Origin of the sequence: Streptomyces graminilatus (assembly GCF_001418565.1) — a bacterium.
Taxonomy (GTDB): domain Bacteria; phylum Actinomycetota; class Actinomycetes; order Streptomycetales; family Streptomycetaceae; genus Streptomyces; species Streptomyces graminilatus.
Genome location: NZ_LIQQ01000603.1, coordinates 1 through 13006, shown reverse-complemented (window position 1 = coordinate 13006; position 13006 = coordinate 1). Strand labels below are relative to the sequence as shown.

The window sequence follows — 13006 nt, the reverse complement described above, 5'->3', positions numbered from 1 at the left end:
GGGCACCTACGACGGCGGCACGGACCTGGCCCGGTCGTTCCTGAAGTTCGACGTGTCGAAGTTCGCGGGCAAGCACATCACCGACACCAACCTCGCCCTCTACAACTACTACTCCTCGACCTGCGCCACCGACGGTTCGGGCACCACCGTCCGCCGGATCACCTCCGACTGGTCCTCGACCTCGGTGACCTGGAACACCCGGCCCTCGTCCACCGGCACCGGCGCCGTGAACAACCAGGTGCCGCGCGGCAACTCCTCAGCCTGCCCGGGCGGCTGGTCCACCTGGGACATCGACAACATCGTGCAGGCCTGGGCCGACGGCACCCCCAACTACGGCCTCATGGTCTACGGCACCAACGAGACCGACTCCAAGACCTGGCGCCGCTTCCGCTCCGCCAACTACACCACCCCCGGCTTCGCCCCGAAGCTGACGGTCACCTACAACTCGTACCCCTCCACGCCGACTTCGGCAGGCGTGTCACCCTCCGCCGTCAACGCCTACAGCGGCAAGCGGTACGTGACCACGTACACCCCGACCCTGTCGGCGAAGGTCTCCGACCCGGACGGCTCCACGGTCAAGGCCCAGTTCGAGATCACCAACGACCCGGCCTACACCGGCGAGACCCCGTACTCCTACACCGCGACCTCCGCCTCCGTTTCCTCCGGCGGCACTGCCACCCTGGCCATCCCGTCCGCGAACCAGCTCGCGGGGGCACATCTGCGGATGCGGGTACGTGGCTACGACGGCACCGACTACGGCGCCTGGTCGTCGTACGTGAACTTCGTACCGAACGTCGCCAAGCCGAACCCGCCCACGATCTCCTGCTCGCCCTACTCCTCCGGCAGTTGGACGGACAAGGCGGCCAACGGCGCGACCTGCACGCTGAGCACGTCCTCCACCGACGGCGCCGGCTACCAGTGGGGGCTGGACGACAAGTCCCTTCCAGGCCGTGCCCTGGACACCACTGACGGCAACGGCGGCGAGTCGCAGACCATCACCGTCAACCCGGGCAACGGCTGGCACACCCTCTACGCGCGGACGATCGACTCCGGCGGCAACATCTCCACCGCCACTACCTCCTACGCCTTCGGCGTCGGCAAGGCGGGCCTGACATCCCCGGTCACCGGTGACACCACGGACGACGACGTGACCCTGTCGGCCACCCAGTCCGGGGCGTTCACCGGCATGACGTACCAGTACCGGATCGGCGACAGCGTCGGCTGGCAGCCGATCCCGGTGACCTATGTGACCAAGAGCGACGGCTCGGCGATCTCTTCCTGGCCGGTCTCCTTCTCCTCCTCCGCGAACCCCGGCGACCTCACCTGGGCGGCGACCAGCCAGCTCGCCGACGACGGTCCCGTGCAGGTGCGGGCACTGTTCACGGACGGCACCAACACCTACGGCACCGACTCGGCCACGGTCACCCTCGGCGGCAAGGCCGACAACGCGCCGCCGGTCAACGTCGGCCCGGGCGCCGTCAACCTCCTCACCGGTGACTACGGTCTGTCCGCCACCGACGCGTCCGACTTCGGCGCGATCGCGAGCCGGTCGTTCTCGTCCCGTGCCCCGCAGGCCGCCGCGCACCAGGTCGGCCAGGTCGCGATCTACGGCCCCAACTGGATCTCGGGCATCACAGCCGCGACCTCCGACTGGTCGTACATCAAGGAGACGTCCAGCACGTCGGTCTCCCTGATCGACGCCTCGGGGAAATCGACCGGCTTCTCGCTGTCCAGCAACGGCAGTTGGGCATCGCAGACCGGCTCGGAGGAGTACACCCTGGCCGGGACGGTGTCGGGCAGCTCATTCACCCTGACGGACTCCGACGGCACGAAGGCGACCTTCAGCAAGGTCTCCGGCATGGCCCCGACCTGGCAGCTCGCCACGTCGTACGCGGTCAGCGACGACCCCGCGAACACCACGACCGTGGTGTCGCAGGCCGTGACGCGATCCGACGGCGCGGTCCTGGCCGAGCCGAAGTACGTCATAGCCCCGAGCAGTGCGGTGCCGGCCTCGGCCTGCGCCTCCGACCCGTCCACGAAGGGCTGCCGGGTGCTGGAGTTCGTCTACGCGTCCTCCACCACGGCGACCTCGTCAGCGGCCGGTGACTACACGGGACAGGTCAAGCAGCTCAAGCTCTGGGCCACCGAGGCAGGCGGTTCCGCCGCCACGTCCACAACCGTCGAGTCGTACGACTACAACGCCGGCGGCCAACTCGCCGACGCGTGGGACCCGCGGATCAGCCCGGCGCTGAAAACCTCGTACACCTACGACAGCGCGGGCCGGGTCGTCACCGAGACCGACCCCGGTCAACTGCCGTGGACCTTCGCCTACGACACGGTCGGCTCCAACGGCGACGCGGGCGACGGCATGCTGGTGTCAGCCTCCCGGCCGACCCTGAAGGCGGGCACCACGTCCACCACCGACGGCGGCAAGGCGACCACCAGTGTCGTCTACGACGTCCCGGTCACTGGCTCCTCGGCTCCCAACGCACTGGGCGCCTCCACCACGGCGACATGGGGCCAGACCGACAACCCGACGCACGGCACGGCGGTCTTCCCCGCCGACTCGGTCCCGTCGTCCCACAACGGAGCGAGCCTCGGCTCGGGCGACTACGACAAGGCCACCATCGTCTACCTCGACACCAGCGGACGTGAGGTGAACACCGCCAACCCGGGCGGTCACATCACCACCACCGAGTACGACGACAAGGGCAACGTCACCCGTGAACTGACCGCTGCCAACCGCGAGTTGGCACTCGGTACCGCCACCAGCAGCGACCCGCTGCTCGCCGGCGCGATCGCGAACGCCAACAGCACCGCCGACGCGGCCGACCTGCTGGCGACAGTCACCCACTACACCACCGGTACCGACGGTGCCACGCTGCTGTCGGACGTATCCGGCCCTCTGCACACGGTCACGCTCAAGCACGCACTGTCCGGCGGCACCAGCGCCGCCGATCTGGCCGCGGGCGCCGAGGTGCTGGCCCGCCAGAAAACGGGGGACAGCTACGACGAGGACCGGCCGAGCACCGCGCACGTCTCCGACATGCTGACCTCCACCACGACAGCCGCCGTGGTCGACGGCTACCCGTCCGACGCCGACCAGCAGAAGACGGCCAGCACGTACGACTGGACGACAGGTCTCCAGTTGACCAGCGTCGTCGACCCGTCGGGCCGGGCCATCACCACCACCTACACCTACGACAGCGACGGCAACCTCGCCAGCCAGGCCAAGTCGACCTCCAGCGGCTCCGCCACCGGGACGACTGTCAACACCTACTGGTCGGGCAGCGGCAGCGGCACCTGCAAGGGCCGACCGGAGTGGGCGGACCTGCTGTGTACCTCTGCCCCGGCAGGGGACATCACCGGTGGTGGCTCCAACCCGAGCCAGCTTGTCACCAAGGCGTACACCTACGACCGCTACGGCAGCGTCGCCACCCTGACCGAGACCGCCAACGGCGCCACCCGCACCACCACGACGACCCACGACGACGCCGAGCGCATCACCAAGGTCGACATCACCGGCGGCAGCGGCAGCGGCACCCCGAGCACCACGTACACCTACGACAGCGGCACCGGTGCCGTGGCCTCGGTGACGTCGAACGGCGACACCACCACGGCCACCTATGACGAACTCGGCCGCCAGACCTCGTACGACGACGGCACTGGCAACACCTCCACCACCGTGTTCGACAGCCAGGACCGACCTCTCACGGTGACCGACTCGGCGCCGTCCACGACCACGTACACATACGACTCGACCACCGGGCTGTCGAAGACGGCGACCGACTCCGTGGCGGGCACCTTCACCGCCACCGGCTATGACGCCGACGGCAACCTCACGGGCGAGAAGCTGCCTGGGGGCTACACCCTCACGCAGAGGTTCGACCCGGCCGGCGAGCGAACCGACCGCCTCTACGCGAACTCGTCCGGTACCACCGTGCTGGACGACAGCGCCGACTACGCGGTCACCGGCGAGCAGATCGGTCACGCCGAGAACAACGGCTCGATGACCACCAGCACGTACAGCTACGACGCGGCCGGACGTCTCACCCAGGCGCAGGACGACACCGGCAGCGCCTGCACGACGCGCAGCTACGGCTTCGACGGCAACACCGGCTTCAACCGGACCTCACTCGCGACAGCCACCAGCACCGCCGACTGCGCCGACACCACGAGCTCCACGACCACCACCACGACCACCACTCACACCTACGACAGCGCGGACCGGATCAGCGACTCCGGCTACACCTACGACGCGTTCGGCCGCACCACGGCCATGCCGAGCGGTGCCACGCTGGCGTACTACAACAACGACCTGCTGCGCCAGGAAACCACCGGCACCACCCAGCAGACCTGGTCTCTCGACGCCGCGCACCGCCTGGCCTCCTGGACCACACAGACACTGAGCGGCGGCACCTGGTCCACCACGTCGAGCGGGATCAACCACTACGGAGACGACAGCGACGACCCGACCTGGACCAGCGAGTTCGGCGGCGCCGTGTCCCGCAACGTCCTGGATCTGAACGGGGACCTGGCCGCCACCACCACGGCGACCGGCGGAACCACTCTCCAGCTGTCCAACCTGCACGGTGACAATGCCGTCCAACTCGACATCAGCAGCACCACGGCGACCGCCCACAACTACGACGAGTTCGGCAACACGACCGGCACGAGCCGCTACGGCTGGCTCGGTTCGGATCAACGCTCCTCGGAGACCCCGACGGGCCTGACCCTGATGGGCGTGCGTGTCTACGACCCGACCACGGGACGCTTCCTACAGGCGGACCCCGTCGCCGGCGGCAGCGCCAACGCCTATGAGTACGCGGCACAGGACCCGGTCAATGACTTCGACCTCAACGGAAAGTGGTGCATCGGCCCGAAGGTCGTCTGCCATCCCATCACCTGGCTGAAGGACCACATCAAGCACTACATCAGCCAGCTCTACCATACGTTCGACTCGTGGCAGAACTTCGCCGACACCCTTGACGGCATCGGTAGCTTTCTGACCTCCGGACTGCTCGAATTCTGCGATTTCTGCGGAGCGGTAGGCTTCATCATGCAGGGAGCGGCTGCACTCATCTACGCCGTCCACCGGAAGAAGTCCGCGACCTTCAAGACCGTCGCAGGCATCATCGTCACCATGCTCGTGTCCGCGATGCTCAGCGGCCTCGTCGGGGGTGCCGGAGCCAAGACGTTCGAGCGGATCATGATCGGCGTGCACCGGTATTTGGTGAGGGTCGTGGGGTATTCGATTGCCAAATACATGTGCGGCTTCAGCTTCGGCTGCTCCTGAACGGTTCACAGTGAAAATCGACAAGCGGTAAAGGAAGTCCTGATGTCGGATCCGCGTTGGGTGAGCGAGAAATCCCGCGTCACCTGGGAGAACATGACCAGGAAGGAACACGCGGCCATCATTCGAGCTGTCCGCAAGGGCGAACCGACACAGGACCCCGCCACCGCACTGCTGGCGCTGCACTGGGCTTGGGCCGTCATCGGCCCACCCGGCGCACGCAAGCGCTACCCCTGGCTGAGCGCCATCTTCGACGCCAGGGGCCAATCTTTCCTCACCGATATCTACAACGGCACATGGCCGAACGACGTCCGCACACTCGTACGCCGCAATGCCCGCCGGGTCGAGGCGGCGTACCTGCCGTTCCTGGAGTCCCTTGGCGTGGATACAGATCAATCGTGACGATGGATACGACAGCGGGGACCGGATCACCAAGAGGCCCACAAATATCTGTTCCGATGCGTTCATGGCCTTAATGCTCCGGTTGCGGCGCAAGGAAAAGGGCTGAACGGAGTCCCTCCCTCAGCCCTCATCCCGCAACTCCCCCTTGACCACCTTCCCACTCGCATTCCGAGGCAGCCCACCCACAAACTCCACCACCCTCGGCACCTTGTAATTCGCCATCTCCCTCCGCGCCCAAGCAATCAGATCGTCCCCCGTCAAAGACACCCCCGGCCGCCGCACCACATACGCCTTCCCGACCTCCCCCAGCCGCCCGTCCGGGACGCCGATCACCGCCACGTCCGCCACATCCGGATGCAGGCCGAGCTGCTGCTCTATCTCCGCCGGGTACGCGTTGAAGCCGCCCACGATGAACATGTCCTTGAGGCGGTCGGTGATCCGCAGGTTGCCGTCGGCGTCCAGTACGCCCACGTCGCCCGTCCTCAACCACCCACCCCCCGTGAGCACTTCAGCCGTGCCCTCCGCGTCCTCGAAGTACCCGCGCATGACATTGAAGCCCCGCACCAGCACCTCCCCGGGCTCGCCCACCGGCGCCTCGACCCTCACCTCGACCCCCGGAATCGCCCGCCCGGATGTTGAGGCGATCACCGGGGCCGCGTCTCCACGGCGGCACATCGTCACGATGCCGCTCGCCTCTGACAGGCCGTACGCCGTCAGGACCGTCGCCACCCCCAGCTCCGTACGCAACCGTTCCACCAGCCGCAACGGCACCACCGCCGCCCCCGTCACCACCAGCCGCAGGCTCGACAGGTCGTACGCGGACCGGGAGGGGTGGTCCAGGACCGACTGGAGGAGTGTCGGGGGGCCGGGGAGGACCGACACCCGCTCCGCCGCCACGTTCGCCAGCACCGTGTCGACGTTGAACACCGGCTGCGGGATCAGCGTCGCGCCCCGCATCAGACACGCCAACACCCCTGCCTTGTAGCCGAAGGTGTGGAAGAACGGGTTCACGACGAGGTAGCGGTCGCCCGCCCGCAGTCCCGCCAACTCGCACCAGGTCTCGTACGCCCGCAGCGACTGCGCGTGCGTGATCACCGCCCCCTTCGGGCGTCCCGTCGTGCCGGAGGTGAAGACGATGTCCGAGGGGGCGGAGCCGTCCACCGCCTCCGCCCGTGCGCGGACGACCGCCGGGTCCATCCCCTCGCCGCCCGCCAGGAAGTCTTTCCACGTACGGAATTCAGTCGGCGCGTCCTCCCCCAGCACCACCACGTCCGACAGCTCCGGCAGCCCCGCCAGCGGGCCCCGCCCGTCACCGTGCCCCGCCGCCCGCCGCAGCGAGGCCACGTACGACGTGCCCAGGAACGTCCCCGTCACGAACAGCAGCCTCGCCCCGCTGCGCGCCATTACGTACGCCGCCTCCGCCCCCTTGAAGCGCGTGTTCAGCGGTACGAGCACCGCGCCCGCCGACACCGCGCCCAGCGCGGCCACCATCCAGTCAAGGGAGTTGGGCGCCCAGATCGCCACCCGGTCACCGGCCGCCACCCCACTCGCCACGCAGGCCGCCGCCGCGCGCTCCACCCGCGCGCCCAACTCGGCGTACGAGACGCGGGTACGTCCGTCCACGACCGCCTCGGTGTCGCCGTACCGCTCGACCGCCGCCCGGACCAGCCCCGGAATGCTGCCCCACTCCACGTCACCGCGCACAGTCCCCGCCTCCTCACATCACCCGACAACGCCCCGCGACGGCCCTCAACGGCCCTGTACACAAGAGCTGACGGACCGTCAGATTAGCTGTAACCTGACGGCCTGTCAGCAGCCGGGCACTCACGCGGAGGTGTGTGCAGTCATGGCAGTCGCACCAGTAACGGCCGGGAGCAGGAAGCACTCCACCGGTCTTCCCGGCATCAAGGACGCCACCGCCATCGCCGGGATCGGGCAGACGTCCTTTGCCCGCCAACTCCCGGAGAACGAACGCACATTGGCGTGCCGTGCGATCCTCGCCGCGCTCGACGACGCGGGCATCGCGCCCGCCGAGGTCGACGCCCTCGCCTCCTACACCATGGAGGAGACCGACGAGGTCGAGGTCGCCAAGGCGCTCGGTCTCGGTGATCTCACCTTCTTCTCCAAGGTCGGCTACGGCGGCGGCGGTTCCTGCGCCACCGTGGCCCATCTCGCCACCGCGATAGCCACCGGGCAGGCCACGGTCGGGGTTGCCTGGCGGTCCCGGAAGAGGGGGTCCGGACCGAGGCCCTGGCGGAACACCAGCACCCAACTCCCCACCCCCGCCCAGTGGACACGCCCCTTCGGGCTCCTCCGGCCCTCCGACGAGATCGCCATGCTCACGCGCCGCCACATGCACGAGTACGGCACGACCCGCGACCACCTCTTCAACGTCGCCCTCGCCTGCCGCAACCGGGCGAACCAGAACCCGGCCGCGATCATGTACGACCGTCCGCTCACCCGCGAGATGTACATGACCTCCCGCTGGATCAGTGAACCTCTCTGCCTCTTCGACAACTGCCTTGAGACCGACGGGGCGTTGGCCTGTGTGGTCGTCTCCGCCGAGCGGGCGCGGGACTGCCGTCGCACCCCCGTCTACATCCACTCCGCCGCCCAGGGCCTGCCCGCCCAGCACCACGGCATGGTCAACTACTGGAACGACGACCCGCTGACCGGCCCGGCCTGGACAGCCGCCCGGCACCTGTGGAAACACGCCGACTTCACCCCGGACGACGTCCAGGTCGCCCAGCTCTACGACGCGTTCACCGCCCTCATACCCCTCTCCCTGGAGGGCTACGGCTTCTGCGGACGCGGCGAGGGCGGCGCCTTCACCGAGGGCGGCGCCCTGGAGAGCGGCGGCCGGCTGCCGATCAACACCGGCGGCGGTGGTCTCAGCGAGGCGTACGTCCACGGCTTCAACCTCATCACCGAGGGCGTACGGCAACTGCGCGGCACCAGCACCGCCCAGGTCCCGGACGCCTCGACCTGCCTGGTCACCGCGGGCGAGGGCGTCCCCACCTCCGCGCTTCTCCTGAGGAGTTGAGACGAACGACATGCTGACACCGGTCATCGATGAGGACGGCGCCCCCTTCTGGGAGTACGCGGCTCAGGGCGAACTCCGCGTCCAGGCCTGCGCCGACTGCGCTGAGCCCCGCTTCCCGCCCCGGCCCTGCTGCCCGCACTGCCAGTCCTTCGCGAGCGAGTGGCGCCCGGTCAGCGGACGCGGACGCGTCTGGTCGTACGTCGTCCCGCATCCGCCGCTCCTCCCGGACTACGCGGAGCTGGCCCCGTACAACGTGATCGTCGTCGAGCTGGCGGACGCGCCTCGCATCCGGCTGGTCGGCAATCTCGTCACCGGCCCCGACGCGCCCCTCAACTCCCTCTCCCCCGACCGGATTCGCATCGGCGCGCGGGTGCAGGTCGTCTTCTCCGCCGCCGGGCTTCCGCAGTGGATCCTGGAGCGACCGTGAGCATGCGTGTGTCGGCCGACAAGGACACCGGGGTCGCTGTCGTCACCCTCGACCGGCCGCAGAAGCTGAACGCCATCGACCTCGCCACGGCCACCGAACTGGCCGCCACCTGGCAGGAGTTGCGTTTCGACGACACCGTACGGGCCGTCGTCCTCACGGGAGCCGGGCCGCGCGCCTTCTGCACCGGCCTGGACCGGACCGCTGTCGTCCCGCAGCCCAACTCTCCCTACACCATCGACGATCCGCTGGAGAGGATCGGGCCGAAGGCCAACGACCTCTGGAAGCCGGTGATCGCCGCCGTGAACGGCATGGCGTGCGGCGGCGCCTTCTATCTCCTCGCGGAGTCGGAGTTCGTCGTCGCCGACCCGGGCGCGACCTTCTTCGACCCGCACACCACGTACGGCATGGTCAGCGCGTACGAGTCGATGGGCATGGCGCAGCGGATGCCGTACGGGGAGATCGCGCGCATGGCGCTGATGGGGACGGCGGAGCGGATGTCGGCGGCGCGGGCGTACGAGATCGGGCTGGTGAGTGAAGTGACCGCGTCCGGTGGGGTGTTGGCGGCTGCCGTCGACCGCGCGCGCGTCATCGCGTCGTATCCGCCGGAGGGGGTGCAAGGCACGGTACGGGCGGTGTGGGCGGCGAAGGAGGCGGCCCGCGCGCACGCCCTCGCGTTCGCCCCGCACCTGGTCCGCCTCGGCAACCTCCCGGGCGACCGGCAGGCGGAACTGTTCTCGGCCAGAACTCAGGAATTCCGGTTGCGTTAGCAACACTTACCCTTTGCGACATACCCTGTGCGGCATACCCTTTGCGTCATGGCTGAAAACCACACCCTGGCCGAGCCCGAGCTCCAGAGCGTTGACCATCGCGCGACAGAAAATCGCATCGAGCATCGCATGGTGGACGTGAACGGCATCCAACTGCACATCGCGGAGGCCGGCGAGGGCCCGCTCGTCGTGCTGCTGCACGGCTTCCCCGAGTCCTGGCACTCCTGGCGCCACCAGTTCGGGCCGCTGGCCGCCGCCGGCTTCCGGGTCGTCGCCCCCGACCAGCGCGGATACGGCGGCAGCGACCGCCCCGAGGACGTGTCCGCGTACAGCATCCTGCACCTGGTCGGCGACGTGGTCGGGCTGATCCACGCGCTCGGTGAGGAGACGGCGTACGTCGTCGGGCACGACTGGGGCGCGCCGGTGGCCTGGCACACCGCGCTGCTGCGGCCGGACGTCGTGCGCGGGGTGGCCGGGCTGAGCGTGCCGCCGCCGTTCCGGGGCACCCGGCGCCCGCTCGGCGTGATGGACGCGATGTTCGGCGGCCGTTTCTACTGGAACTACTTCAACCTGCCCGGTGTCGCCGACGCGGAACTGGCCCGCGACCCGCGCACCACCCTCCGCAAGGCCCTGTACGGCGTCTCCGGCGACAACCCCGCCTCCGGCGACGGCAGGCAGCCGCTCGTCGAGCCCGGCCAGGGCTGGCTGGACACGATGCCCGACCCGGAGCAACTCCCGTCCTGGCTGACGGAGTCGGACCTCGACCACCTCACCGACAGCTTCGCGGGCGACTTCACCGGCGCCCTCAACTGGTACCGCAACATCGACCGCAACTGGGAACTCACGGCGGCCTGGCACGGCGCGGTGGTCAGCCCGCCCGCGCTGTACGTCTACGGCGACCGGGACTTGGTGCCGGCGTTCCCGGGCACACCTCAACTCATCTCGCAGCTACCGACGTTGATGCCCAACCTGCGGCGTGACCCGGTGCTGCTGAAGGGCTGCGGCCACTGGACGCAACAAGAACGCCCGGACGAGGTCAACGCGGCGCTGATCCCGTTCCTGAAGGAGTTGGAGGAGTTGAAGGAGGCGGAGGAGGCGGAGGAGGCGGAGGAGGCGGAGTTGAGGGATGCGCCCGCCTGAGCAGCGAGCCTGAACGGGCAGCCCCGGCCGGGAGTTGCCCCTCCGGCGGCTTTGCCATCTCTTTACAACGCGTTCCCGCGCCGGCTCGTCTCTGCGCACGATCCGTCACTTCCGGACGGACCGACGAAAGAGAGCGATCCCATGCGCAGTACCGTGCGTCGTACCGTCCTCAGCGCCGTGGCACTCGCGGCCACCGCCGTACTCGCGGGCACCGCGCCCGCGTTCGCGGACGGCACTCCGACTGCGGTCCCCAGCACCGTGCAGCCGAGCGCCGAACCGAGCGTGGCACCGACCCAGGCTCCGTCCGACGCCCCCTCCGGGGCGGCCACCCCGGTTCCCGGCGTGGCCCCCACCAAGGACGCCCACCAGGCCCCGGCCGCGGTCGCCGTAGTTCCGAAGGGCGCCCCCAACACCGGGGTGACGCTGGAGTCGTCCGGCTCCGGAACGCCGGGGGCACTGATCGGCGGGGGCGCCGCCGCAGCGTTCGCCGTGGCCGGCGCCGCAGTGTTCGTCGTACGCCGTCGGCGGGCGACCGGAGCGTGACCGTGCTCTCCAGGCGCGCGTTCGGCACGGGAGCCACGGCCGCCGCGGCCTCGCTGCTCGTGGGCTGCTCCGCGGCCTTCTCCAGCGGCGAGGGCGTACGGACGTCGGGGCCCCCGGGCCCCGACGCCACCGGAGGAGCGGCCCAGCCGCCCCCGCCGTCGACCGCGGGCAAGCGCACCTCCGCTTCCGGCTCCGCCAAGTCCGCGCGGCCGGTGGGCCGTTCGGCCCCCGTCCGGCTGCGGATACCGGCCCTCGGGGTCGACACCCCGGTCATGCGGCTGGGGCTGTCGACCGACGGCACGGTGCAGGTGCCCCCGATCACCGATCACGACCAGGCGGGCTGGTACGAGCACTCGCCGACGCCGGGGCAGACCGGCCCGTCGGTGATCCTCGGGCATGTCACGGTCGGCGCGTACGGGGACGGCGTCTTCCGCGACCTCGCGCGGCTGCGCCGGGGCGAGAGGATCGTGGCGCGGCTGGAGAACGGCACGGAGACGGAGTTCACGGTCACCTCCATGCGGACGGTGGCCAAGGCCGAATTCCCGACGGACGACGTCTACGGGAACGTGGACCGTCCGGAGCTCCGGCTCATCACGTGCGGCGGCCCCCGGGACGGGAGCGGCTACCTCGACAACGTGATCGCCTTCGCCACGCTGACGTCGTCCACGACCCGGTGACCGCACTGGATCACAGAGGACGGCGGGCCGCCGGAACGTACGCCGCCGGCCCGCCGTCCTCCCCGACGAGCCCTACGAGCCCCTTGAGCCCTTCCAGCCCCACGAGCCCCACGAGTGCCACGCCGGTGGCAACAGCACCATGGAGAGCGTTGAAACGGTCCCGCGACAAGGCAGCGTCCGAGCTGTTCGCCGCCCTCTACCCGCGCCTGGCCGGCTGGTGCCGCCGTCTTGTCGACGACGACGAGACGGCCCACGAGATCGCCTCGGAGGCGTTCACCCGCCTCTGGGCGCGCTGGACGTCGGTCGACGAACCGCGCGGCTTCCTCTATGTGACGGCCGCGAACATCGTCCGGGACCACTGGCGCAAAATGGAACGCGAGCGCAGAGCCATGCGCCATGTGACCTCGGAAGCCGCCCTGCACCCCCACACCGACCCGTCGGACCCCTCCATCCGCCTCCTGGTCCAGTCCCTCCCGGAACGACTGCGCGTCCCGATCCTGCTCCACTACTACGCTGACATGCCCATCCGGGAAGTGTCCGTACTGACCGGACGGAAGGAAGGAACCATCAAGGCCGACCTCCACGCGGCCCGTGAACTCCTCCGCGCCCACCTGAGGAAAAGCCTTGACCACACGCTTTGACGAAGACGACGACCCGGAGTTCACCCTGCCCGGCCTCGGCCCCGGCCACGGCCCCGACCGGTCTCTTATACAC

10 protein-coding genes are annotated in these 13006 nt (G+C 69.4%); 9 read left to right on the top strand and 1 reads right to left on the bottom strand.

Annotated elements, in window-relative coordinates; translation table 11 throughout:
- Positions 1-5296 (top strand): DNRLRE domain-containing protein (locus AOK08_RS37735; RefSeq protein ID WP_055534499.1); only part of this gene is annotated, 5296 nt, incomplete at its 5' end.
- Between the two features lie 42 nt (positions 5297-5338).
- Positions 5339-5695 carry a hypothetical protein gene (locus AOK08_RS37730; RefSeq protein WP_055534497.1) on the top strand — a complete coding sequence of 119 codons (357 nt, stop codon included), beginning with the start codon at positions 5339-5341 and terminating at the stop codon, positions 5693-5695.
- 120 nt (positions 5696-5815) lie between these two features.
- Here the strand turns inward: AOK08_RS37730 and AOK08_RS37725 are convergent, their stop codons facing one another.
- A complete protein-coding gene (locus AOK08_RS37725; protein WP_055534495.1) occupies positions 5816-7399 on the bottom strand; it encodes a FadD3 family acyl-CoA ligase in 1584 nt (527 codons plus the stop codon).
- A 142-nt stretch (positions 7400-7541) separates the two neighbouring features.
- Between AOK08_RS37725 and AOK08_RS37720 the strand changes: the two genes are divergently transcribed.
- From AOK08_RS37720 to AOK08_RS37690, 7 genes are all read left to right on the top strand, one after another.
- Complete coding sequence (locus AOK08_RS37720) at positions 7542-8738, top strand: lipid-transfer protein (protein ID WP_055534494.1); 1197 nt, start codon at positions 7542-7544, stop codon at positions 8736-8738.
- 10 nt (positions 8739-8748) lie between these two features.
- Complete coding sequence (locus AOK08_RS37715) at positions 8749-9165, top strand: Zn-ribbon domain-containing OB-fold protein (RefSeq protein ID WP_055534492.1); 417 nt, start codon at positions 8749-8751, stop codon at positions 9163-9165.
- A gap of 2 nt (positions 9166-9167) precedes the next feature.
- The gene (locus AOK08_RS37710; protein WP_422125808.1) at positions 9168-9932 is read left to right on the top strand and encodes an enoyl-CoA hydratase/isomerase family protein; all 765 of its coding nucleotides are present in this window, start codon (positions 9168-9170) and stop codon (positions 9930-9932) included.
- Positions 9933-10061: 129 nt separating this feature from the next.
- A complete protein-coding gene (locus AOK08_RS37705; RefSeq protein ID WP_079054508.1) occupies positions 10062-11072 on the top strand; it encodes an alpha/beta fold hydrolase in 1011 nt (336 codons plus the stop codon).
- A 153-nt stretch (positions 11073-11225) separates the two neighbouring features.
- Positions 11226-11615: a hypothetical protein gene (locus AOK08_RS37700; protein ID WP_055534501.1), complete on the top strand. Its 390-nt coding sequence runs from the start codon at positions 11226-11228 to the stop codon at positions 11613-11615.
- 2 nt (positions 11616-11617) lie between these two features.
- Positions 11618-12292 (top strand): class F sortase, encoded by a 675-nt coding sequence (locus AOK08_RS37695; RefSeq protein ID WP_055534489.1) that lies wholly within the window; start codon positions 11618-11620, stop codon positions 12290-12292.
- Positions 12293-12441: 149 nt separating this feature from the next.
- Positions 12442-12933, top strand: coding sequence for an RNA polymerase sigma factor (locus tag AOK08_RS37690; protein ID WP_055534488.1), 492 nt, complete (start codon positions 12442-12444; stop codon positions 12931-12933).
- The last annotated feature ends 73 nt before the right edge of the window (positions 12934-13006 follow it).